Genomic DNA, 22,747 nt, shown 5'->3' on the forward strand with positions numbered 1-22,747 from the left:
GTTCCCTGGACCTTGGTTTTGTGATGGGCAATGGACACGATCGATCTGCTTGAACGCTGCTACCCCGGCCGCAGGGCCGAACTCAAACGCGACATCCTCCGCCGAGCCCTGGCGTGCTTTAACGAACAGGGCCTCGAAGCCACCACCATCGAAATGATCCGCGCGGCCTGCGATACCAGCGTCGGCGCGATCTATCACCACTTCGGCAACAAGGAAGGGCTGGTGGCCGCGCTGTTTTTCGCCGCGCTGGACGATCAGGCCGGCCTGCGCGAGCGCTACATGAGCGACGCCCAGACCCTGGAGCAGGGTGTGCAGGCGCTGGTGCACAGCTATGTGGATTGGGTCGACGCCCAGCCCGAGTGGGCGCGGTTCCAGTTCCAGGCGCGGTATGCGGTCGCCAAGGGCCCGTTCGCCGAAGAGCTGACCAGCCGCAACAAGCTACGCAACCGCCAATTGCGCGAATGGCTGACGGCCCACACCCGGGCCGACGAATTACCACGGATACCCGCCGAGCTGCTGCCGTCGCTGATCGTCGGGCAGGCGGAAAACTACTGCCGCGCCTGGTTGTCCGGCCGGGTCCAGAGTAGCCCGAGCACCTATCGCCAGGAACTGGCCGAGGCTGCCTGGCGCTCGATCGGCGCCCATCAGTGACGAGTTGAACGACACCCAATTGCCAAGGGGGAAGACCATGCAAGCCGCACCCGTGCGCATCACCGCCGAGGAGATGCTCTCCGACAACTGGTACCTGCTGAAGAAATACAGCTTCGACCTGCAACGCCGCGACGGCAGCTGGCAGGCGCAGACCCGCGAGGTCTACGACCGCGGCAATGGCGCGACCATCCTGCTGTACAACCGCGAGCGGCGCAGGGTGCTGCTGATCCGCCAGTTCCGCATGCCAACCTACGTCAACGACCACAGTGGCTACCTGATCGAGACCGCCGCCGGCCTGCTGGACAATGCCAGCCCGGAAGAACGCATCCGCCTGGAAGCCGAAGAGGAAACCGGCTACCGCGTCGGTGCGGTGGAGAAGGTCTATGAAGCCTTCATGAGCCCCGGCTCGGTCACCGAGCGCCTGCACTTTTTCATCGGCGAGTATTCCCCCGACGACCGCATCGGCGACGGCGGCGGCCTGGAGGAAGAGGGCGAGGACATCGAGGTGCTGGAGCTGGGTTACCAGCAGGCGCTGGACATGGTGCGCAGTGGCGAGATTGTCGACGGCAAGACCATCATGCTCCTGCAATACCTGGAGCTGCGCTTGATGCCGTCGCGTCGGCTGACGATCCTGGTGGCCGCGCCCCGGTATTCGGCGACCGACGATGCAGCGGCGCTGGCGCGGCAGGTCGCCAGCCTGGACGACTGTGCCGCGCGGCTGTTCGAGGCCGGGCACAGCCCCGTGTTCGGCCAGTGGCTGGGCTTGGCGGCGGAGGATTCGAGCGCTGCCGGTGAGCCAGGCGCCCGGTTCCAGGAGCGTGCGCGGCATCAGTTGCAGCGTTGCGACGCGCTGTTGCGCATCGGCGGTGCCTGCGCCAGTGCCGATGCGCTGGTCGCGATGGGTGAGGGCCTGGGCCTGCCGGTCTACCGCTCGCTGCAAGACATCCCGCGTTGTAATCCGGCCAGTTGAACCCGCGTTCAGCAGGCCGGGTGGTCGACAGCCTTGTATCGGAGTGTGTATCGGCCCGGCGCTGATACACCTGCTTGTCCTGGCGCCGGTTGCGCACACAACCCGGATACACCCCGCGGATTAACTACGTCCACTCGCCAGCACCGAGCTTCTCGGTGTCGGTGGCGGGAACCGTTAATCAATCCATCCAAGGGGTATCAGCATGTTCAAACTCTCCAATGTTTCCAACGTCGCGCTCGGCCTGGCACTGGTCGGCGGCCTGGGCCTGTCCACCGCCGCTTCGGCGCTGAGCATGACCGAGCTGTCCCAGGGCTACACCCTGGCCGCGGCCGACGGGGTCAAGACCTCCACCGAAGGCAAGTGCGGCGAAGACAAGTTCGCCAAGACCGACACTAACCACGACGGCAAGGTGTCCCGCGAGGAGTTCATCGCCGCCGCCCCCGAGCGCGCCGCCGAGTTCGACAAGATCGACGCCAACCACGATGGCGCCATCAGCCTGAGCGAAGCCAAGCAGTACCTGGCGGCCAAGGCCGGCTCGGCCGAAGGCAAATGTGGCGAAGGCAAGTGCGGTGCGGCGATCGAGTCCTGATCGGCGGTGGCGGGGAGCACCCAGGTGCTCCCCGATTTTTTCCGGGGCAACAGGAGATCGGGCCCATGCCTCCCTCAATACGACCCTGCAACATCCCATCATCCGCCCAAGCCCCACGGCAGCCCGTTTCGGCAGCCGTGGGGCTTGGCTTGCGTCGTGCCTTGCTCGACTCATTGAATACGGCGCCTGCGGGCGCTTTTGATTTTCTGGAACTGGCGCCGGAAAACTGGATCGGCATCGGCGGTGCCCATGGCGCCGCGTTGCGCGCCCTGGCCGAGCGTTACCCGTTGAGCTGCCACGGGCTGTCGTTGTCCCTGGGTGGTCCGGCGCCGCTGGACCTGGGGTTCCTGCGGGAAGTCCGGCAGTTCCTCGATCGATTTAATGTGCCGCTGTACAGCGAGCACCTGAGCTACTGCGGCGACGACGGGCACCTCTACGACCTGTTGCCGCTGCCGTTCACCGAAGAGGCGGTGCGCCATGTCGCGGCGCGCATCCGCCAGGCCCAGGATGTGCTGGGCCGGCGCCTGGCGGTGGAGAACGTGTCGTACTACGCCGCGCCACGCCAGGACATGGACGAGCTGGCCTTCACCAACGCGGTGCTGGCCGAAGCCGATTGCGACCTGTTGCTGGACGTCAACAACCTCTACGTCAACTCGGTGAACCACGGGTTCGAGCCCCGGGCCTTTCTCGCCGGCCTGCCGCCGGAGCGGGTGGTGGCGATGCATGTGGCCGGGCACTACGACCAGTCCGACAGCCTGAAAATCGATACCCACGGCGCGCCGGTCAAACCGGTGGTCTGGGACTTGCTGGCGCGCGCCTACCAGCTGTTTGGCGTGCAGCCGACCCTGCTGGAGCGGGACTTCAACTTTCCGCCATTCGCCGAGCTGCTGGGCGAGCTGGACAGCATCCGCCAGTTGCAGGCCGATGCCTGCCAGGCACAGGGGAGGCTGGCCCATGGCTAAGCCGCTGATCGCCCTCGACGCCCAGCAACAAGCCCTGACCGCCTACCTGCGCGACCCTGAGCGCCGCGCGCCGCCCGCCGGGATGGACCGCGCGCGGGTGGAGATTTACCGCGAACTGGTGTTCGACAACCTGCTGTCGTTGCTTGGCAATACCTTCCCGGTGTTGCGCTCGATACTGGGCGAGGCGGACTGGCGCCGGCTGCTGCGGGTGTTCCTGCGCGAGCACCGTTGCGCCACGCCGAAGTTCGGCGAGATCGCCGGCGAGTTCGTGGCCTGGATGGCCTCCGCGCCCGCCGCTTTGCAGGACGCCGGCTGGCCGGCCTTTATGCTGGAGCTGAGCCATTACGAGTGGATCGAAATGGCCCTGCAACAGGCCGAGGCCGAACCGCTGCCGGCCAGCGACCCGGAGCGGTTGCTGACCCAGCCCTTGCGCCTGTCGCCCCTGGCCTGGCCGCTGGCCTATGCCTGGCCGGTGCAGCGCCTGGGGCCGGCCTGGCGTCCTGCCGAGCCCGGGGCAGCACCGACCTTGCTGCTGATCCGCCGCGATGCCGACTACCGGGTGCACTTCTCCGAACTCAGCCCCCTGGCCTGGCGCCTGCTGCAACGTATCGAGGCCTTTCCACTGCTATCGGGTCGCGACCAGTTGCAAGGCCTGGCCCTGGAAGCAGGTATCGACGACCTCGAGACCTTTCTCGCCAATGGCCTGAACCTGCTGCAACAGATGCACGGCCAAGGCGTTATCGGCCCTGTGTAGCCGCAGGCTGCGCCAGCGGCTACAGGGATATGCGCCTGTTATCAAGCTTTCCACCCCGCAAAAACACCAAAGCCGCAGCTCAAGCTGCGGCTTTTTTCTGCCCCGAGGCATCAGTGCCCGTGGCGCAGGCGCCCGATCAACGCATCCAGGCTGAGCTTGCCCGGGCCCTGGAACAGCAGCGGCAGCAGCGCCGCCAGGTAGATCACCGGCAGCTTGAAGTTGCCGTGGCCCTTGTTGCTGATGGCGTAACCCTGGGCCAGTTCGCCGAGGGTCGACCACTCGGTCGGCCAGTGCACGGCGGCGGTGGCGACCACCGTGACCACCATCAGCACCAGCGCGGCGAAGCGGGTGCCCAGGCCCAGCAGCAGCGCCATGGCGCACAGCAGCTCGGCCCACATCGACAGCTGCCAGTTCAGGCTCGCCGGCAACTGGTCGAAGGGAAAGGGGAAGGCGGACTGGATCTGCTGGAACCAGTTTTCACCCCGCCATTTTTCCAGGCCCGCTTCGAAGAACTCCCAGGCCAGCAACAGGCGCAGGCTGAGGAGCGCGACCCAGGGGGAGACGCGGTTGAGGTGGCGTTGCAGCCCGTCGAGGGCGGACGAAAGCGTGAGGATCATGGGTGATCTCCTGTTAGGGGAATATCGCAAAAGCTGCGCCGCCTGCGGCGTTGATCGCAGCCTGTGGCAGCGGCTACAGGGCGGCGCGGTTGAGTTCAGCGTGGGCTCAGGGCCTGGCGTTGCCGGCGTTTGTTGGCCTGGGCCAGCTTGCCCAGCAGGTTGATCGTCATGGCCGAGCAGGTGATGGCGAAGGGCAGCAGGTACCAGGTGCTCAGGGGAATGCGTTTGAAATTGGAGAAAGCGAATATCGCGGCGATCACCCACATGCCGCTGGTGTGCAGGCGTTTCCAGGCGGTACGGCTGAGCAGCGATGCCGGGCCTTTGAACGAGGTCAGGGTCAGCAGCAGGATGAATAGGTAACCCACGGACCCGGGCAGGTTGTCCAGGGTGCTGCGGCCGGGCCAGAACTCCGGGTTCAGTTGCCCGTAGCTGTAGATCAGCAGCGCGTGTACCAGGTGCGAGAAGGCGAACGCCAGGCCGATGAAACGGCGCTCGCGCACCAGCGCCTGGCCCAGCGGCGAGGGCAGCAGCACAGCGAATGCCGAGGCGGTGAAGGCCAGCAGAAACAGCACGAAGGACGAACGCGCGGTGGCGCGGATGGCGCTACGGGTGGCCTCGACCAGGTCTGGATTGAGCAGCAGGATCAGCGCGGTCATCAGCAGCACGACGGCGGCCAGCAGGCTGAACAGCCGCCAGCCGTGGAAACGCAAGGGGAGGGATTGAGTGGGCATGAGGGGCTCCTTGAGGTTGGGCGCCGCTGTCGCGGCGCGTCCCAGGAGTCTTGCAAGGCCGTGTATATCGGCTGTGTCGGCAAAGGGCGGTTATGTATGCCTGTGTAGCAAAGCGTTCAGAGACTGGCCTGGTTGTCGCTGACCAGGATCAGTTCGGCGCACAGGCCGCCACCTTCGCGATTGCTCAGGCGCAGCGAGCCGCCCAGGGCCACCGCCAGTTGCTGGGCGATGGCCAGGCCCAGGCCGGTGCCGCCGGTGTCGCGGTTGCGCGAGCTTTCCACCCGGTAGAACGGCTTGAGTACCTCCGCCAGTTGCTCTTCGCTGATCCCCGGGCCACGGTCCAGGACCTTGACCGACAGGCGCTCGCCGGCTTGTGCCTGGACCTCGATCCGCGCCGCGCCGGAGAACTTCAGCGCGTTGTCCACCAGGTTCACCAGGACCCGGCGCAGGGCGTGGGGGCGGGTGTCGATCAGCGCGCCGTTCTTGCCCGCCAGCTCGACGTCCTGGCCGGTGTCCTGGTAGTCGAACACCAGGCTGTCGAGAAAGGCATCCAGGTCGATGCGGCAACTGGCCTCGGTGGCGCCATGGATGCTGCGGGCATAGGCCACGCCCTCGCGCACCAGATGCTCCATTTCACTCAGGTCGTTCCACAGCTTGTCCTTCTCGGTGGAGTCGTCCATGAACTCGGCGCGCAGCTTCATGCGGGTGATCGGCGTCTGCAGGTCGTGGGAGATCGCCGCCAAGAGTTGCATGCGTTCCTTGAGGTAGGCGCCGATCCGCGCCTGCAGGGCGTTGAAGGCCTTGGCCGCGTGCACCACTTCGATCGGGCCTTGTTCGTCCAGGTGCACGCCGTGGGTATTGGGGTCGAGGCTGTCCACCGCCTGGGCCAGCCGGGTCAGCGGGCGCACAGCGATACGCACCGCCAGCCAGGCGCAGAGGATCAACACCAGCAACTGCCCCAGCAGCACCGCCGGCAGCCAGGGCGACATCGGCATCAGCGCCGGGCGCACGTCGATGGTCACCGGGCTGCCGTCGACCAGTCGCAGGTGGGCCTGGTAGTGCTGGCGCGGGCCGGGAATGTTGTTGAATGCCAGCTCGTAGTCGCGGCCGAGGGCGTTCTTGATCGAGTACACCGAGACCGGTACATCCTCGCCGTCCAGGGGCTGGCCGGGTTCGCCGGCGCTGAGCAGGTAGCCATAGTTGCGCCGTTGCAGGCGTTGCAGCCAGGCGGGGCGCTCGGCGGCGGGCAGGCGGTCGAGAATGGCGATGGAGGTCGAGACGTCGCTCTCCAGGTTGCCGAGCATGGTCATCTTCGCGCTCTGGTAGCGCTCGTAGGACTGCGCGGCGAACGACAGGCCCTGGGCCAGTGCCAGGCCGATCAGGAAAATCAGCGACAGCCGCGAGGCGAGGGTGCGCGGCCAGTGCAGCGCCAGCTTCATGACGTGGCCTCGAGGATCTCCACCGGCAGCGAGAACACATAGCCCTCGCTGCGCACGGTCTTGATGTAGGCCGGTTCGCGGGCGTCGTCCAGCAGGCGCTGGCGCAGGCGGCTGACCAGCAGGTCGATGGAACGGTCGAACAGGTCGGCGTCGCGGCCCTGGGTCAGGTTGAGCAACTGGTCGCGGTTGAGCACCCGTTGCGGATGGTCGAGGAACACCCGCAGCAAGCGGTATTCGGCGCCGCTCAGGGCCACCAGGGTGCCGTCCTGGTCTAGAAGGTGGCGCGCGGTGGTGTCCAGGCGCCAGCGGCCGAAGCCCAGCAGGCGGCCGCTCTCGGTGACCACCAGGTTCGGCGGCAGCATGCGCGTGCGGCGCAGCACGGCATTGATTCGCGCCAGCAGTTCGCGGGCGGCGAAGGGCTTGACCAGGTAATCGTCGGCGCCCATCTCCAGGCCGATGATGCGGTCGGTCTCGTCGTTGCGCGCGGTGAGCATCAGCACCGGCGTGGCCTTGTGCTTGCCGGCGCGCAGCTCGCGGCACAGCAGCAGGCCATCGTCGCCGGGCAGCATGATGTCGAGCACGATCAGGTCCACCGGGGTGGTTTCCAGGAAGCTGCGCATCTGCCGTCCGTCAGCCACTACCGTGGTGCGCAGGCCGTTCTTTTTCAGGTAGTTGCCTACCAGCTCTCTGATCTCGCGGTCGTCATCGACTATCAATACGTGATCGACATGATCCATGGGGCTGCCTCTGTATAGGGTCGTGCTGCCTAGTTTATAGGGCCCGGCCGGCCTTGCCTGCGGGCCTTTGTATTGCAGTGTATCTGGCGCCTTGTTGAACACACGGCGATGCAAAACAAGGTTTTTCCGGCGCCTTTGTATCGCTCTGTATCCCCCGGCGGCGTGGATACGCAGGGAGACCGCAAGGGCGGTTTGCCGACACAAGCGCGATACCTCCCGCGCATTCAATGGGCGCCATCGAGGCACAGCCACTCGCCTCGCCACCCAAACCCATTGTCGCCCGAGGAAAGCATCATGAAACGCACCGCCCTCTACGCCGCCTGCCTGTTCGCCGCCCTGAATATCTGCACCCTGTCGGCCCGTGCCGAAAGCACCGTGCAGGCCCAGACCTACAGCTATGGCACCGAGCTGGATATCCAGAAAGTCCTGTCGATGACCGAAGACGCCGAGCCGAGCTGCGGCGTGGTCAATGCGCGCATGACCTACCTCGATTCCCAGGGGCGCACCCAGGCCCTGGATTACCGCAAGTTCGCCAACAACTGTAACGACGGCAACTGAGTGCACTCCCTTGTCATGTAGTCCCTGTTGAACATGAGGATCAGCCCATGAATACCCTGAAAACCTGCCTGCTTTCCCTGACCTTGGCCCTGGCCGGCGTGGCCGTGGATGCCAGCGCCGCCGAGGCATCCTGCTCGACCTGCTTCCAGCTCAGCCCGCTCTCAAGTGCCAGCCCCTTGAAGCCTGCCACCTTGAAAGCGAGCACCTTGAAAGCCAGCACCTTGCAGACGCACAGCTGGCTGGCCGAAGGCGGCTACGAGCGCACCCCGCAAGGGATGCGTGCCGACAACCAGGCCTGAACCCGGCCTGCCACCCCTGAATACGCCCGCCGCCGATGGCGGGCGGACATTGACCGATCACAGGTGATGCCATGTTGCTCATTGCGTTTCTCGGCGGGGTTCTGACCATCCTCAGCCCCTGCATCCTTCCGGTGGTGCCGTTCCTGTTCGCCCGGGCCGACCGCTCGCGCGGCTCGGTGCTGCTGACCCTCGGCGGCATGGCGCTGACCTTTGCCCTGGTGTCGAGCCTGGCGGTGGTCAGCAGCGACTGGATCATCCGCGCCAACGGCATCGGGCGCCAGCTGGCGCTGATCGTGCTGGGGCTGTTCGCCTTGTCGTTGATCTTCACCCGCTTCGGCAACTGGTTGGCGCGGCCCTGGGTCAGCCTGGGCAATCGCCTGGATGGCCTGCGCCTCGACCGGGCGCGCAAGCTCTCCGGGCCGCTGACGGCGCTGTTGCTCGGGGTGGCCACCGGTTTGCTCTGGGCGCCCTGTGCCGGGCCGATTCTCGGGGTGATCCTGACCGGCGCCATGCTGCAAGGGGCCAGCGCCCAGACCAGCCTGTTGCTGCTGGCCTACGGCCTGGGCAGTGCCTTGTCCTTGGGGCTGCTGATCTTCGCCGGAAGAGGGCTGGTCAACCGGCTCAAGCCGTCCCTGCCGGCCACCGCCTGGTTGCGCCGCGCCGCCGGTTACCTGGTGTTGCTGGCGGTGGTGGCGATCGGCAGCGGGGTGGACGACCGTCTGTTGGCCAGCACTTCATCTCAAGGTGGTGCGGCCCTCGAGCAGGGCCTGCTGAAGGCCGTGCCCAAGGCCCTGGACTACCTGATCGACAAGGCCGGCGCCACGCCCGTCGAGACGCTGCCGAGCAAAGGCCCGATGCCTTCGCTGAGTGGCGCGGTGCAATGGCTGAACTCGCCGCCGCTGGACGCCGAAACCCTGCGCGGCAAGGTGGTGCTGGTGGACTTCTGGACCTACGACTGCATCAACTGCCAGCACAGCCTGCCCTATGTGAATGCCTGGGCGAAAAAGTACGCCAAGGACGGGCTGCTGGTGATCGGCGTGCACACCCCGGAGTATGCCTTCGAAAAGGTCATCGACAACGTCAAGGCCCAAGTGCGCAAGCTGGATATCGGCTACCCGGTGGCCATCGACAACGACTACGCGATCTGGCGCGCCTTCGACAACCAGTACTGGCCGGCCCACTACTTTATCGACGCCCGCGGGCAGGTGCGCTACAGCCACTTTGGCGAGGGCAGTTACGAGGCCCAGGAGCAGGTGATCCAGCAGTTGTTGCAGGAGGCCAAGGCGTCGTGAGGCAGCGGTGGGTCAGTTACACCGCGTCGCGCCCAATCGCCGGCAAGCCTGGCTCCTACAAGTTTTGCGGCGTATGCCGGATTCGTGGCAAACCCCGAACCTGTAGGAGCGAAGCTTGCTCGCGAGGCGTCCTGCCTGACACCCCGCGCAGCCCCGATCGCCGGCAAGCCAGCTCCTACAACCACCACCGCAGCAGGAAAAAGAACGCCATGCTCAGCAGCATGCTGACCAGGGTGTTGCGGGTGTAGATCACCAGGACGATGGCCACCAGCGAGCTGATCAGGTACGGGTTGTCGTAGGCCAGGTTCAGCTGGTGCTCGGGCATGAACACGATCGGCCCGCAGATCGCCGTGAGCATGCCCGGTACGGCGAACCCGAGGAACTGTCGGGCGTTGCTGCTCAGGCGCACCGGCAGGCGCGGTTCGAGAAACACATAGCGGTTGAGAAACACCAGCAACCCCATGCCGAAAATCACTGCCCAGACCATCATGTGCGCTCCCGGTAGAACTTGTTGCAGAGAAAACCCGCGGTCATGCCCATCAGGCCCGACAGCACCAGGGCCGAGCCCCATTGCCAGTAGCTCAGCAGCACCGAGCAGAACAGCGACACCGCCACGCAGACCAGGGTCGGCACATTGCGCACCAGCGGGGTGATCAGGGCGATAAAGGTCGCGGCGATGGAGAAGTCCAGGCCCAGGTGTTCGAGCCCGGGAATGGCGCGCCCGAGGACGATGCCGGCCAGGGTGAACAGGTTCCAGGCGATGTAGAACGTCAGGCCCACGCCGAGGGCGTACCAGCGGTCGAACTGCTGCTTGTCGTGCTGGCTGGTCAGGGCGAACAGCTCATCGGTGAGCAGGAACCCCAGGCCGACCCGCCAGCGTCCCGGCAGCGGGGAAATCACCGAGCGCAGGCTCATGCCGTACAGCAGGTGCTGGGAGGTCAGCAGCAGGGTGGTGAGCAGGATCGAGAAGATCCCCGCACCGCCCTTGAGCATGCCGATCGCCACCAGTTGCGCGGCGCCGGCGAAGACGATGCTCGACAAACCCTGGCCTTGCAGGGGCGTGAGATTGGCCTCGATGGCCATGGAGCCCGCCAGCAGGCCCCAGGGCGCGGTGGCCAGGGACAGCGGCATGATGGCAACGGCGCCGCGCAGGAACGCGGTACGGGGAAGAAGAACGCTGGACATGACAGCCTGCAACCAAGGAACGGAAACCGACTGTGCCAGCCCTCGACGGGAATGGCTTGAACGATCTTGCGCACTTGGTGCCCGCGACCATTTTTTATTGCCAAGCCCAGGTTTGCCTCTGTAGGAGCGAAGCTTGCTCGCGAGGCGTCGTGTCAGGCACACCGCATCATCCCTATCGCCGGCAAGCCTGGCTCCTACAGAAGCGAGTGTTCGCTACAAATTCCACATTCGCCTGGCCATTCCGTAGAAGCCGCCCGCTGGCAATGGCGACAACCCGATCTGTCTGCTACAACGCTTCGTTAGCATCGGCCAGCTTCTCCCGCGGGGGAGGCGGGCTGTCATCTTCCTGCAACAGCCCCGTGCCAAGAAAGGTGTCTGGCCGATACCGGCCAGGTCACTAGGGGGCCGTTTACTAATCGCCCCATCCCAAGGAGAGGGTCTATGAGAAAACTTTTCGCAACCGCGGCGCTGGCCGCGCTGATGATCTGCACCGTCGGTGTCAGCCAGGCACGGGAGGCGCGGCAGCAGCGCGACTCGGTCGCCGGGGTGTTCGACTACTACCTGCTGTCGCTGTCCTGGTCGCCGACCTTTTGCCTGACCCATCCGGAAAACGAGCAGTGCTCCGGCAAGGGCTACGGTTTTGTCCTGCATGGCCTGTGGCCGCAATACGCCAAGGGCGGCTGGCCGGAGTCCTGCCCGCCCTTGACTCAATTGACCGCCGAAGAGCGGGCCAAGGGCCTGACCATGTTCCCCACCGGCAAGCTGCTGGAACACGAATGGAGCAAGCACGGCACCTGCAGCGGCCTGGGCGCCATGGGTTACCTGGATACCTCCGACCAGGCCCTGGGCAAGGTGAAGATTCCTGAAGTGCTGGAACCTTCGACCACCGTGCATTACTTCGAGGCCCGGGAGATCGAGCAGTTGTTTCGCCAGGCCAACCCGGGCATTCCCGACAAGGGCGTAGCGGTGTTGTGCAGCGGCCCGGAACTCTCCGAAGTGCGGGTCTGCCTGGACAAGAACCTGGGCTTCGGTGCCTGTGGCAAGGGCGTGCGCACCCAGTGCCGCAGCGGCGACATTCGCGTACCGCCGATTCGCTGACCGGCGAGCGGCCGGGGGAGGCGGCATAGGCCGGCCTGAGCATCTATGGTTGCAAGACACCCGTCTTCCTCCAAGGAGCCCATGATGCTGCATATCCGCACCCCCCTGATCCTGCATCCCGGGTTGTCCACGGCCACCCGGCGCATCTGGCTCAAGCTGGAAAACCTGCAGCCCAGTGGCTCGTTCAAGATGCGCGGCCTGGGCCTGCTCTGTGCCCAGGCCGCGCAGCAGGGCAAGCGCCGCGTGGTCTGTCCCTCCGGTGGCAATGCCGGGCTGGCCACGGCGATGGCGGCGGCCAGCCTCGGCCTGCAAGCCTGCATCGTAGTGCCGCAGACCACCCCACAAACCACCCGCGAGCGCATCGCCCGGACCGGCGCCGAGGTGCTGGTGCACGGCAAGGTCTGGGACCAGGCCAACGAGCGCGCGCTGCAACTGAGCAGCGACGCCGACAGCGAATACGTGCCGGCCTTCGACCACCCGGTGCTGTGGCAAGGGCACAGCAGCATGGTCGATGAAATCCTCGAAGACTGTCCGCAGGTCGACACCATAGTGGCGTCGGTGGGCGGCGGTGGCTTACTGGCCGGCATCCTCACCGGCCTGTTGCGCCAGCAGCGCCAGGACTGCCGGATCATCGCCTGTGAAACCACTGGCAGCGCCTCCTTTGCCGCGGGGCTGGCGGCTGGGCACCCGGTCAAATTGGCGAAGATCGACACCGTCGCCAGCTCCCTCGGCGCCGCCCAGGTGGCGGCCTGGCCGTTGCAGCAGATCCAGGGTTTTCCCTATCAGTCGCTGGTGTTGTCGGATGCCGAGGCGATCCTCGGTGTGGTGCGTTATGCCGACGATATGCGGCAATTGGTGGAGCCGGCCTGCGGCGTCTCGCTGGCGGTGGCCTACCTCGATCATCCGGCCATCGCCGCGGCGCGGGATGTGGTGATCGTGGTGTGCGGCGGCGTCAGCATCAGCGCCCGCCAGGTGGCGGACTGGGGCGCTTCGCTGCCGGGCTGAACGCGCCTGGTGTATGCTGGCCGACCTGTCGTGTCTGTGGTTTTACGGAGGGTTCGGATGGACGCCACCACATTGTTTCTGTACGTCGTCACCGTCAGCGCGGTGATGATGACCCCGGGGCCGTCGATGCTGCTGGCTCTCAATAACGGTGCCACTCATGGTATGCGTATCGCCGGTTGCGGCATGGCTGGCGCGATGCTGTCCGACCTGCTGCTGATCGGTGCGGTGGGCTGCGGCCTGGGTGCGTTGCTGCAAGCCTCCGAGCAGTTGTTCTCCCTGGTCAAATGGGGCGGTGCTGCGTACCTGCTGTACCTGGCGTGGGTGCTGTGGAAGGCACCGACCCAGGCGCTGGCCACGCAGACAGGCGGCAGTGCCAGCAGCGGGCGCGGGGCGTTTGTGCGGTCGTTACTGGTGGGGCTGTCGAACCCCAAGGGCCTGCTGTTTTTCTCCGCCTTCCTGCCGCAGTTCGTGCGCCCCGACCAGTCGGTGGCGCAGCAGTACCTGATCCTGGCGCTGGTCAGCACGGCGATCAATTGCGTGATGATGGCGACCTACGCCTTTGGCGGGCGCTATGCCATGCGCACCTTCTCCGCGCGGGTGATGCTGTGGATCAACCGCAGCTGCGCCGGCATGCTCGCGGTCCTGGCGGTGGGCCTGAGCCTGTATCGGCGCAGCGATATCCGTTGAAGCTGCATTGACCTGACAGACCGGCGTCCTGCTTCCTGCTTCTGTAGGAGCGCAGCTTGCGCGCGAAGCGTTGTGTCAGGCACACCGCGGCGTGTCTATCGCCGGCAAGCCTGGCTCCTACAGAAGCTGTCTTCGGGCAGCTTGCGCGCGAAGCGGCGTATCAGACACACCGCGTCGTCCTCATCGCCGGCAATCGAGCATCGACTGGCCGTTCCTACAGAAGCCTCTTAGAACCTCAAGGTCGCGCCGCTGGTCAGCCAGCGGTCGCGGCCTTCGTTCAGCTGGCCGCCCAGCACCAGGTCGAGGTCCAGGTTCGCTCCCAGATGCAGCCGTGGCCCGGCTTGCCAGGCCTGTTCGCCGCCGCGCTGGCCGTACCGTTCGGCGACCAGGGTCAGGCGTTCGCCCAGGTCGTATTCGAAGCCGCTGCCCCAGGTCCAGTGATGGTTCTGCTGACCATCGTCATAGGCGTGGGCCCAGCCGGCGTTGAAGTTCAGGCGCAGGCTTTCCAGGGGCTGATAAGTCAGCGGCAGGCTGATGTCGCCACCGTCGAACGAGTGGCCGCGGTCGAGGGCGAAATGCGCGGACGTCGCCAGCGCCAGTTGCAGGCCCAGGTCTTCGCGGTTCCACAGTTGCGCCTTGAGCTGCGGGCTCAGCTGGGTTTCGCCGTGGCCGTCCTCGCGGCTGCGCTCGATGGCGGCGCCCACCTGCAACCAGGGCAGGCCGGCGAAGGTGCAGGCCGGGGAGAACACCGCGCCATGGTTGGAACCCTGGTGGTGCAGGCTCTGGTACCAGATATCCAGGTTGCATTCCCCCGGGGCGTTGATCGCGCCGTCGTCCACCACGTAGGCGCCGCCCGCGGCGTTGGCCTTGGCGACCAGGGTCAGCAGGCCGATCAGACTCAGGGTGATGGTGACGAACATCAGGTTGCGTCGCAGCATGCGCCGTTTCGCCGGGGGCAGGTCGCGGGTCAGGCTGGCGAAGCGGTTGTGGCGGGAAGGGTTGTACTTGGACATGGCGGTTCTCGCTAAGGCATGGGAAGCGGTCGCGCCGCGCGGGCCGCTCCGTGGTCGAGTGGGGAAAAGGGTCATTGCCAGTCGCTCACTGACAGGGTCTGGATGCCGGCAGCCCTGGCCAGGGCCACCAGCTCTTCGGTGTCGTCGCCGCCGGGCAGGGCGATGACCAGGTCGGGCCGGCTGTCGCGCAGCATGAAGGCGTTGCGCAGGCGTTCGGCGAGCTTGCCGTGCAGCTGCCAGTTGGCCGGGTAACGCACGATGTCGGCGCCGATTTCCCGGCCCCAGTCTTCTATCTCCGCGCCGAGGAACTGGCTGCCGCCATGGATCAGCACCTGCACTTCATGCAGGCGCTGAAAGGCGTCGAGCACCCGCCGGCACAGCTGGACGTCGGCGTAATGGCGCCCCGCGCAGATCAGGACGCGCATCGTGCGCGCTCCTGCGCCGTCGGGTTGATGCTCAACGGGTTGTCCAGCAGCACGTCGCTCAGCTCGGCGTTATCCAGGTCGCGCTCGCCGGCCCGCTCCAGCGCCGGATAGGCCAGGGCCGCGATGTGGTGGTGCACGCGCCGGTAGTCGCGCAGCACCCGCTGGAAAATGTCGCCGGACTCGGCCCAGGCCGTGCGGTCTTCGCGCAGGCTGCGAAAGTGCTCGCGGCTGGCGTCGGCTTCCAGCCTCCTGACCAGTTCCTTGCGGTTCACCAATTGATGGGCGTTGGCCAGGTCTTCACGCAGGAACACTGTGATCGCCAGGCTCAGGCTGTCCACCACGGCCTGGTGCAGAGGCTCGATGCAGTCCAGCTCGAACACCGAGAACTGCTCGCCACGCCGCAGCCGGCGCGCCGCCAGCTGGGTCAGGCTGCTGGAGAGGATGTCGCCGGCGTGTTCCAGGTTGATCACGAACAGCAGGATTTCCTGGGCGCGGTCGGCGTCCTGGTCGCTGATGCCGTCCTGGCCGATATCCGCCAGGTAGGCGCGGATCGCGGCGCTGAGCAGGTCCAGCGACTGGTCGATGCGCCGCACTTCATCGGCACCGGCCGGGGTCGAGGCCTGGAACAGGCGCAGCACCCGGTCGAGCATCAGCGACAGCATGTCGGCCAGGCGCAGGGCCTCGCGGGCGGCGTTGGACAGGCCAATATTGGCCACCGCCAGGCCGGCTTCGTCCAGGTAGTGGGGCATGCCCGGGTCGACGTCGCGCGGCGGCTCCGGCAGCAGGCGGTTGAGCAGGGTTGCCATGGGCCCGGTCAGGCCGATGAACAGCAGGGCTAGCACCAGGTTGAACAGGCTGTGCAAGTAGACCACCTGCAAGCTGGCATCCACGGCGGCGACCGGCGCACTCTGGGCGATCCAGGGCAGGCACGGCAGCAGCGCGATGGCACCGCACAGGCGCACCAGCAGATTGCCCAGGGGCAGGCGCCGGGCGACGCTGGAGTCGGCGTTGAGCAGCGACGGCAGGGCGCCGCCGATATTGATCCCCAGCACCAGGGCCATGGCGGTCACCGAGGACAGCAGCCCGGTGGCGGCCAGGGACGCCACCAGCAGCACCACGGCGACGCTGGAATGGCACAGCCAGGTCAGCAGCGCCGCCGCCAGCAGGGCGATCAGCAGGTCGCCGTCGAGGCCACGCATCAGCGCGGCGAACACCGGCGTGCCTTCCACTTCGCCCAGGGTGCTGCCGAGCATGCGCAGGGCCAGCAGCATCAGCCCCAGGCCGATCAGCGCGCAGCCGAGGCTTTCAAAGCGCGAGTCGTCGCGCAGGCGGAACACGATAAAGCCCGCCAGCAGCACCAGCGGCGTGAGGATCGAGATATCGACGCTGAGCAGTTGCACCACCAGGGTCGAGCCGATATTGGCCCCGAGCATCACCGCCAGCGCGGGGGCCAGGCCCAGGGTGCCGGTGGCGGTAAAGGAGCTGGCCATCAGGCTCACCGCGGTGCTGCTTTGCAGGACCCCGGTGATGGCGATGCCGGACAGCAGGGCCATCCAGCGGTTGTTCAGGTGCTGCCCCAGCCACTGGCGCAACTGGGTGCCGAAGCCGCGCAGCAGCGCCGAGGAAATCATCTGGGTGCCCCATAGCAGCAGGGCGATGGAGCCGGCGAGGTTGATCAGCAGAGTAGTTCCCGACATGAGGACTCTCCCTTGTGTGTTTCATGGCTTGGCGGATCGCAGCAGGCGGATGCAGCGGCGATGAATGGCGCTGGCAAGGCCCAGCAGCAGGCGAATGGCAGCGCGGCTCAACAGGCTTCTGGCATACAGGCGGATGCCGACCAGGGTGATCAGGGCGGCGATGCCTTCCAGGGTGCTCACCAGCAGGGCGCGCAAGGTGCGCTCGCCGCGGGCCAGCAGCTCGGTGATAGGTTTCATGGTTGTTCTCCGGGTCGCATGCGACGCCAACCCCGTAGGAGCGAGCGGGCGGCGATTCGACTTGCCCGCGATGAAGGCGCCGCCGGTCATCAGAAGTACCGCGTCATCGCTGAGCGCTGGCAAGCCAGCTCCAACCGATGACGCGATCCCGGCTCAGTTCCTCAGAACCATTGCTTGAAGCGACGGATGTAGAGGGTCTTCATGGTCTGGGCGACGACGCAGTAGCACAGCAGGGTGCCGACCAGCCAAGGGAAGTATTCCCACGGCAGCGGTACCAGGCCGACCATTTCACCCAGCGGCGAGAACGGCACGTAGATACCCAGGGCCATCACCAGGCCGGTCATCAGCATCACCGGCAACGCCGCGGTGCTCTGGATGAACGGGATCTTCTGGGTGCGCAGCATGTGTACTACCAGGGTCTGCGAGAGCAGGCCTTCGATGAACCAGCCGGACTGGAACAGGGCGGCCATTTCCACGCTGTTGGCGGCGAACACGAACCACATCAGGGCGTAGGTGGTGATGTCGAAGATCGATGAGGTCGGCCCGATCCACAGCATGAAGCGCCCGATGTTCTTGGCGTCCCACTTGCGCGGCTTGCGCAGGAACTCCTTGTCCATCTTGTCCCACGGCAGCGACAGCTGGGAGATGTCGTACATCAGGTTCTGCAGCAGCAGGTGGATCGCCAGCATCGGCAGGAACGGGATGAACGCACTGGCCACCAGCACCGAGAACACGTTGCCGAAGTTGGAACTGGCGGTCATGTTCAGGTACTTCATGATGTTGCCGAAGGTCTCGCGGCCCTTGATCACGCCTTCTTCCAGGACCATCAGGCTCTTTTCCAGGAGGATGATGTCCGCCGATTCCTTGGCGATGTCGGTGCCGCTGTCCACCGAGATACCGACGTCGGCGTCGCGCAGCGCCGGGGCGTCATTGATCCCGTCGCCGAGGAAACCCACGGTGTGGCCGTTGGCCTGCAGGGCCTTGAGCACCCGGGATTTCTGCAGAGGGGTGAGCTTGGCGAACACCGTGCGTTCTTCCACCAGGCGCGCGAGCACTGCGTCGTCCATGCGTTCGATATCACGCCCGAGCAGCGGCTCGCCGACTTCCAGGCCGACCTCGCGGCAGATCTTCGCGGTGACAATTGGGTTGTCGCCGGTCAGCACCTTCACCGTCACGCCGTTCTCGCGCAGCGCGGCGATGGCCGGGCCGGCGGTTTCCTTGGGCGGATCGAGGAAGGTCAGGAAGCCTTCGATGATCAGCTCGCGTTCGTCGCTGGCGCTGTATTGCTGGCGGGTTTGCCCCGGCGCCAGGTCGCGGGTGCCGACCAGCAGCACGCGGAAGCCGTCGCGGTTGTATTCCTCGGCCAGCTCCAGCAGCGCCGCGCGGCGCCCGGCGTCGAGGGCCACAGTGACGCCGTCCTGGCGCACCCGGGTGGCGGTGTCGAGCATTTCCTCGACCGCGCCCTTGCACACCAGCAGATGATGGCCGCTGTCGTCGGCGAGGATCACCGAGAGGCGCCGGCGGACGAAATCGAACGGCAGTTCATCGACCTTGCTCCAGGCGTCGGGCGCGCTGAACTTCGGGTTGTTTTCGGCGTAGCTCACCACCGCGCGGTCCATCAGGTTCTTCATGCCGCTCTGGTGGTAGCTGTTCAGCCAGGCCAGTTGCAGCACCTGGTCGCAGCGGCTGCCACTGATGTCGACGTGGTGCTCGAGGATGATCCGGTCCTGGGTCAGGGTGCCGGTCTTGTCGGTGCACAGCACGTCCATGGCGCCGAAGTTCTGGATCGCGTTGAGGCGCTTGACCACCACCTTGCGCTTGGCCATGGCCGCGGCGCCCTTGGCCAGGTTGGCGCTGACGATCATCGGCAGCATTTCCGGGGTCAGGCCGACGGCCACCGCCAGGGCGAACATGAAGGCTTCGGCCCAGTCACCCTTGGTGAAGCCGTTGATCAGCAGCACCACCGGCACCATTACCAGCATGAAACGGATCAGCAGCCAGCTGACGCTGTTCACCCCGCGGTCGAAGGCGGTCTGGGTCCGCGAGCCGACGATGGAGCGCGCCAGGGAACCGAAGTAGGTGCGCGACCCGGTGGCCACCACCACCGCGGTGGCGGTGCCGCTGACCACGTTGGTGCCCATGAAGCAGATGTTCGGCAGGTCGAGCAGGTCCTGCTGGTCAGCAGCAGCCGTGCGGTGGGCGGATTTCTCCTGCACCGCACCCAGGGTGTCGTACTTCTCCACCGGCAGCGCCTCGCCGGTCAGCACCGCCTGGCTGATGAACAGGTCGCGGGATTCGATCAGGCGGATATCGGCGGGGATCATGTCGCCGGCCGACAGCTGCACGATGTCGCCGACCACCAGGTCGCGCATTGGCACTTCGCGCAGCGCGGCCTTCATGCCCATCTGCTCGCGGCGCAGCACGGTGGCGGTGGTCCGCACCATGGCCTTGAGCGCCTCGGCGGCCTTGGCCGAGCGGTACTCCTGCCAGAAACGCATCAGGCCGCTGGCCAGGACCATGACCAGGACGATGATCACTCCGGTCAGGTCGGTTTCCTCGCCGGCCTGCAGGGGCAGCCAGAAGTCGGTGAAGAAGCTGATGCCGGTCAGGGTCATCAGCACATAGATGAACGGGTTGTTGAAGGCTTGCAGCAATTGCACCAGCGCGTGGGGCGGCCGGTCGTGGGCCACCTCGTTGAAGCCGTCGCGCTGCAGGCGGCCTTCGGCGTCGAGTTCGGTCAGGCCGTTGGCGTTCGACTTGACGTTGTCCAGGGTCACGCCAAGGCTGTTTTGCGCTTCGCGGGCGGCACGCATCGACAGCCGGGTGTCGTCGCGGGTGGGGTTTTGCGAGGAGGAGGTGCGGGTTTTTACCGTAGTCATTACGTGTGCTCCTGCCGCAGGCTTGCGGCACGACACACAGACCACTCACCTATTCAAAGACGAGCGAACGTATGTCGAGCCGCAAGTAAGCGATCGATTCAGGTAGTTGCGTTTTATTGGTTTTAACGTTCGCCGCCTATTCAATGAGCATGAATAGACGACGAACCTACTACTGGCTTCGTCCATAACAATTACCACCAACTTTTAGTTTTAAGCAGGCAATAGGAAGTTGCCGAATTCCTTATTCAGGAAAACGTTCCGGAAGGACTTGAAAGTGCCTTCGATTGAACTAGAAGTGCGAGTCCCGGGACAGGCTCAGCAGCAGGCCGGCCTGCATCAGGAGGCCGGCCAGGCTCCGACTCTGCGGGTCCTGGCTGTCGTCGAAACTCCAGCGTTGCTGGAGCCGGCAGGTGACCGGGCAGACGCGCCAGTTGGCCCGCGGCCGGGTTTGCGAGGAGGGGGTGGAATACAGGGTGCCGACCCGGGAAACGCCAGCGCGCTCAGCGCAGGGCTTGACCCGCATGGTCGATGCGAAGGCGCGTACGCCGGGCATTACAGTGGATTTGAAGTTCATAACAGTTGCCTCGCGACCGGACTGGCTCCGGTGAAGGCAAGTTACGAAGGAGCGTCAAGCTCTAGCGCAGCTCACCCGACCGAAAAGTCGAGTCCCGTCATTTTCTGGGTTAAGTGCCCAGCCCTGCGCAAGCGCATCGACCAGACAGCGTCTAGATACTGTGTCCATTGGCTTCTTTAGTGAGTTGAAAAAAGGCCGGTTTGGCCGGCCCGCGCAATTTACTCAGGCCGACCTGTCAAGTCAAGATTAAATTGCCACGAATCATATATTCGTTCAGCTTTAAGTAAGGTCTGTATCGGAACTCAGATAAATGAAGGGGCAAGTTATATAGGGCAGGCCTGAGTAATTGTCATTGAAACAATATTATGAAGCCATGCGCTCGATAGTTATTGTGCTGCGACAGTTTGAACGCCTGGAGAAACAGGCCGAGGCGCATTGCGCGCCCCGGCGACTGTTCAGTCGAGGATCAGGTGCGGCAGGAAGCGGCTGGAGTCCTTGGTGATCAGGCTGTCGTCTTCGCGCACGCCGATGCCGGCGGCCTGGTCGCCGATGACCCAGGAGCCGATCAGGGTGTAGCTGTCGCCAAAGCGCGGCAGCGGGGCGAAGGACTGCAGGATGTAGGGCGCGTCGGTGTAGGGGCCGTCTTCCTTGACCACCTCGTCCTGCGGGGTGCGCAACTCGATGTTGGCGCCTTCGCGGGAAAAGAACGGCTTGCGCACCCAGCCCTTGGGCACGTCGCGCTGCGGGTGCGGGTCCAGGTGGGTTTCCAGCAGGTTCGGGTGGCCCGGGTGGGCCTCCCAGAGCAGCGGCAGGATGCCCTTGTTGGAGAGGATGGATTTCCACGCCGGTTCGAAGAACTGCGTGTCGCTGGCGGCAATCGCCGCGCCGAAGGGTTCGTGGAAGATGAACTCCCAGGCGTGCAGCTTGAACAGGTGTGGGATCCAGCGGTCCTGCAGGTCGACGAAGCGACCTTCGGCGGTGAGGCCGATGTCTTCCACGTCGATATGCCGCGACTCGATGCCGGCCTTTTCCGCGATCAGGCGCAGGTAGTCGGTGGTGGCGCGGTCTTCCACCGAGTCCTTCATCGAGGCGAAATAGAACGGACGTTCGATCCCCAACTGGGCGAAGGCCTGGTGCAGCCGGGTGTCGATGCTGTTGAACTGGTCGGCATGCCGCGGCAGCAGGCCGCGCTCGATGTTCTGCTCCAGCCAGCCCCATTGGAACGCCGCGGTTTCATAGAGGCTGGTGGGGGTGTCGTAGTTCAGCTCCAGCAGCTTGGCCGGGCCCTGGCCGTGATAGGAAAAATCCAGGCGGCCGTAGAGGTGCGGGTGACCCTCGAGCCATGAAGTGCGGATCATGTCGTAGAAGGCCGGCGGAATGCTCAGGCGATCCAGCAGGGCCTCGCTGCGCACCACCCGGTCCACCAGGTCCATGCACATCTCATGGATCTCGGTGGTCGGGTCTTCCAGGTCGTCCTCGATCTGCTTGAGGCTGAACTGGTAGTAGGCGCGTTCGTCCCAGTAGGCTTCGCCGTCGATGGTGTGGAACAGGAAGCCGAGTTTTTCCGCGGTCTGTCGCCAGTCCGGGCGTTCGTTGCAGAGGATCTTCTTCATGGCGCGGTTCCTTAGCTGCTCGAGCGTCCCGAGCTCCAGCTCGAGGAGCTGGAGCCGCCCCAGCCGCTGCGGGCGCTGGCCTGGCTGCCGAAGCCGCCACGGGAGGTGGAGGAGGACACGGACATCGGCCGGGTGGTGGTCCTAAAGCCGCTGCCCGACTGCGCCTGGCGTGACTTGGAGAAGGTCGAGCCGCTGGCGATGCGCTGGTTGAGCGTCGAGTTGGCGTAGCTGCCGCGGTCGTCGCGATAGCGGTAGACCGGCTCGGAGTAATAGTTGCGGTTGCCGCCGCTGAGCAGGTTGCCGATCAGCAGGCCGGTGAGCAGGCCGCTGTCATTGCTGCTGAACGACGAGCTGCGGCCGGCCTCGGGGCTGACCCCGGCTGCCGCCAGCTGCTCGCGGGTGAACGCGCCCTGGGCGTTGATTTCAAAACCGCCCAGCTTCGGCACGAACTTGCCGCTGGAATCCATCTGGCACCAGTTTTCGACGAAGTCGGCATCGCAATCGGCCTGATTGTCGTAGACCGGCGCCTGGGCGCGGTGCTCCGCCATGGCCTTGATATAGGCATCGGAGCAGACGTCCACGGCGATCTTGCCGTCCACGCATTCCTGCACCGACTGGAAGTTGAATTTCTGCTGGACCGCGAGGGTCTCCGGCTCCGAGTTGCAGCCCGAGATCGCCAGCGCCACCGAGGCGGCCAGGGAGAGCTGAACGTATTGGCTTCGTTTCATCGAGGGC

The 22,747-nt window shown here is 65.5% G+C and carries 25 protein-coding genes; 11 read left to right on the forward strand and 14 right to left on the reverse strand.

Going from position 1 to position 22,747, the window contains the following annotated elements:
- Window positions 1-30: 30 nt before the first annotated feature.
- The 5 genes from C4K38_RS13635 (at window position 31) to C4K38_RS13655 (ending at window position 3,926) form a co-directional block, all read left to right on the forward strand.
- On the forward strand, window positions 31-651 hold the full coding sequence (locus C4K38_RS13635) for a TetR/AcrR family transcriptional regulator (RefSeq protein ID WP_053278828.1): 621 nt from the start codon (window positions 31-33) through the stop codon (window positions 649-651).
- A gap of 37 nt (window positions 652-688) precedes the next feature.
- On the forward strand, window positions 689-1,621 hold the full coding sequence (gene nudK / locus C4K38_RS13640; RefSeq protein ID WP_053278829.1) for a GDP-mannose pyrophosphatase NudK: 933 nt from the start codon (window positions 689-691) through the stop codon (window positions 1,619-1,621).
- A gap of 202 nt (window positions 1,622-1,823) precedes the next feature.
- Window positions 1,824-2,210: an EF-hand domain-containing protein gene (locus C4K38_RS13645; protein WP_009048660.1), complete on the forward strand. Its 387-nt coding sequence runs from the start codon at window positions 1,824-1,826 to the stop codon at window positions 2,208-2,210.
- Between the two features lie 65 nt (window positions 2,211-2,275).
- The gene (locus C4K38_RS13650; protein ID WP_231998547.1) at window positions 2,276-3,172 is read left to right on the forward strand and encodes an HvfB family MNIO-type RiPP peptide maturase; all 897 of its coding nucleotides are present in this window, start codon (window positions 2,276-2,278) and stop codon (window positions 3,170-3,172) included.
- A complete protein-coding gene (locus C4K38_RS13655; RefSeq protein ID WP_053278830.1) occupies window positions 3,165-3,926 on the forward strand; it encodes an HvfC family RiPP maturation protein in 762 nt (253 codons plus the stop codon). The genes C4K38_RS13650 and C4K38_RS13655 overlap by 8 nt, the downstream gene beginning before the upstream one ends.
- 110 nt (window positions 3,927-4,036) lie before the next feature.
- Here the strand turns inward: C4K38_RS13655 and C4K38_RS13660 are convergent, their stop codons facing one another.
- From C4K38_RS13660 to C4K38_RS13675, 4 genes are all read right to left on the reverse strand, one after another.
- Window positions 4,037-4,543 (reverse strand): HvfX family Cu-binding RiPP maturation protein, encoded by a 507-nt coding sequence (locus C4K38_RS13660; protein WP_053278831.1) that lies wholly within the window; start codon window positions 4,541-4,543, stop codon window positions 4,037-4,039.
- Between the two features lie 95 nt (window positions 4,544-4,638).
- Complete coding sequence (locus C4K38_RS13665) at window positions 4,639-5,274, reverse strand: hypothetical protein (protein WP_053278832.1); 636 nt, start codon at window positions 5,272-5,274, stop codon at window positions 4,639-4,641.
- 116 nt (window positions 5,275-5,390) lie between these two features.
- Window positions 5,391-6,713, reverse strand: a complete 1,323-nt coding sequence (locus C4K38_RS13670; RefSeq protein WP_053278833.1) for an ATP-binding protein — start codon at window positions 6,711-6,713, stop codon at window positions 5,391-5,393.
- The gene (locus tag C4K38_RS13675) at window positions 6,710-7,450 is read right to left on the reverse strand and encodes a response regulator (RefSeq protein ID WP_053278834.1); all 741 of its coding nucleotides are present in this window, start codon (window positions 7,448-7,450) and stop codon (window positions 6,710-6,712) included. The genes C4K38_RS13670 and C4K38_RS13675 overlap by 4 nt, the downstream gene beginning before the upstream one ends.
- Before the next feature lie 294 nt (window positions 7,451-7,744).
- On the opposite strand from C4K38_RS13675, the gene C4K38_RS13680 reads away from it, so the two are divergent.
- The 3 genes from C4K38_RS13680 (at window position 7,745) to C4K38_RS13690 (ending at window position 9,599) form a co-directional block, all read left to right on the forward strand.
- On the forward strand, window positions 7,745-8,008 hold the full coding sequence (locus C4K38_RS13680) for a DUF2790 domain-containing protein (protein WP_053278835.1): 264 nt from the start codon (window positions 7,745-7,747) through the stop codon (window positions 8,006-8,008).
- A 47-nt stretch (window positions 8,009-8,055) separates the two neighbouring features.
- Window positions 8,056-8,307 carry a hypothetical protein gene (locus C4K38_RS13685; RefSeq protein WP_053278836.1) on the forward strand — a complete coding sequence of 84 codons (252 nt, stop codon included), beginning with the start codon at window positions 8,056-8,058 and terminating at the stop codon, window positions 8,305-8,307.
- A 71-nt stretch (window positions 8,308-8,378) separates the two neighbouring features.
- On the forward strand, window positions 8,379-9,599 hold the full coding sequence (locus C4K38_RS13690; RefSeq protein WP_053278837.1) for a cytochrome c biogenesis protein DipZ: 1,221 nt from the start codon (window positions 8,379-8,381) through the stop codon (window positions 9,597-9,599).
- 175 nt (window positions 9,600-9,774) lie between these two features.
- Here C4K38_RS13690 and C4K38_RS13695 read toward each other — a convergent pair whose 3' ends face one another.
- The gene (locus C4K38_RS13695; protein ID WP_009043562.1) at window positions 9,775-10,086 is read right to left on the reverse strand and encodes an AzlD domain-containing protein; all 312 of its coding nucleotides are present in this window, start codon (window positions 10,084-10,086) and stop codon (window positions 9,775-9,777) included.
- The gene (locus C4K38_RS13700; protein WP_053278838.1) at window positions 10,086-10,784 is read right to left on the reverse strand and encodes an AzlC family ABC transporter permease; all 699 of its coding nucleotides are present in this window, start codon (window positions 10,782-10,784) and stop codon (window positions 10,086-10,088) included. The genes C4K38_RS13695 and C4K38_RS13700 overlap by 1 nt, the downstream gene beginning before the upstream one ends.
- 441 nt (window positions 10,785-11,225) lie before the next feature.
- On the opposite strand from C4K38_RS13700, the gene C4K38_RS13705 reads away from it, so the two are divergent.
- The 3 genes from C4K38_RS13705 to C4K38_RS13715 all read left to right on the forward strand — a co-directional run bounded on the left by C4K38_RS13705 (window position 11,226) and on the right by C4K38_RS13715 (window position 13,574).
- Entirely contained in the window at window positions 11,226-11,882 is a 657-nt protein-coding gene (locus tag C4K38_RS13705; RefSeq protein ID WP_053278839.1) for a ribonuclease T2 family protein, read from the forward strand.
- An 84-nt stretch (window positions 11,883-11,966) separates the two neighbouring features.
- A complete protein-coding gene (locus C4K38_RS13710) occupies window positions 11,967-12,887 on the forward strand; it encodes a pyridoxal-phosphate dependent enzyme (protein WP_053278840.1) in 921 nt (306 codons plus the stop codon).
- A gap of 57 nt (window positions 12,888-12,944) precedes the next feature.
- Window positions 12,945-13,574 carry a LysE family translocator gene (locus tag C4K38_RS13715; RefSeq protein WP_053278841.1) on the forward strand — a complete coding sequence of 210 codons (630 nt, stop codon included), beginning with the start codon at window positions 12,945-12,947 and terminating at the stop codon, window positions 13,572-13,574.
- A gap of 227 nt (window positions 13,575-13,801) precedes the next feature.
- Here C4K38_RS13715 and C4K38_RS13720 read toward each other — a convergent pair whose 3' ends face one another.
- The 8 genes from C4K38_RS13720 to C4K38_RS13755 form a co-directional block, all read right to left on the reverse strand.
- Complete coding sequence (locus C4K38_RS13720; protein ID WP_053278842.1) at window positions 13,802-14,587, reverse strand: PA4824 family protein; 786 nt, start codon at window positions 14,585-14,587, stop codon at window positions 13,802-13,804.
- Between the two features lie 71 nt (window positions 14,588-14,658).
- Window positions 14,659-15,012, reverse strand: a complete 354-nt coding sequence (locus C4K38_RS13725) for a DUF2493 domain-containing protein (protein ID WP_016704625.1) — start codon at window positions 15,010-15,012, stop codon at window positions 14,659-14,661.
- On the reverse strand, window positions 15,000-16,709 hold the full coding sequence (locus C4K38_RS13730) for a Na/Pi cotransporter family protein (protein WP_053278843.1): 1,710 nt from the start codon (window positions 16,707-16,709) through the stop codon (window positions 15,000-15,002). The genes C4K38_RS13725 and C4K38_RS13730 overlap by 13 nt, the downstream gene beginning before the upstream one ends.
- Before the next feature lie 21 nt (window positions 16,710-16,730).
- On the reverse strand, window positions 16,731-16,946 hold the full coding sequence (locus C4K38_RS13735; RefSeq protein WP_009048678.1) for a hypothetical protein: 216 nt from the start codon (window positions 16,944-16,946) through the stop codon (window positions 16,731-16,733).
- Window positions 16,947-17,107: 161 nt separating this feature from the next.
- The gene (gene mgtA, locus C4K38_RS13740) at window positions 17,108-19,825 is read right to left on the reverse strand and encodes a magnesium-translocating P-type ATPase (RefSeq protein WP_053278844.1); all 2,718 of its coding nucleotides are present in this window, start codon (window positions 19,823-19,825) and stop codon (window positions 17,108-17,110) included.
- A gap of 289 nt (window positions 19,826-20,114) precedes the next feature.
- Entirely contained in the window at window positions 20,115-20,399 is a 285-nt protein-coding gene (locus C4K38_RS13745; RefSeq protein ID WP_053278845.1) for a hypothetical protein, read from the reverse strand.
- Window positions 20,400-20,854: 455 nt separating this feature from the next.
- Window positions 20,855-22,012 (reverse strand): glutathionylspermidine synthase family protein, encoded by a 1,158-nt coding sequence (locus tag C4K38_RS13750; RefSeq protein ID WP_053278846.1) that lies wholly within the window; start codon window positions 22,010-22,012, stop codon window positions 20,855-20,857.
- 11 nt (window positions 22,013-22,023) lie between these two features.
- Window positions 22,024-22,740, reverse strand: coding sequence for a DUF1190 domain-containing protein (locus tag C4K38_RS13755; RefSeq protein WP_025809226.1), 717 nt, complete (start codon window positions 22,738-22,740; stop codon window positions 22,024-22,026).
- Window positions 22,741-22,747 lie beyond the last annotated feature (7 nt).

This window comes from Pseudomonas chlororaphis subsp. piscium, from assembly GCF_003850345.1.
Taxonomy (GTDB): domain Bacteria; phylum Pseudomonadota; class Gammaproteobacteria; order Pseudomonadales; family Pseudomonadaceae; genus Aquipseudomonas; species Aquipseudomonas piscium.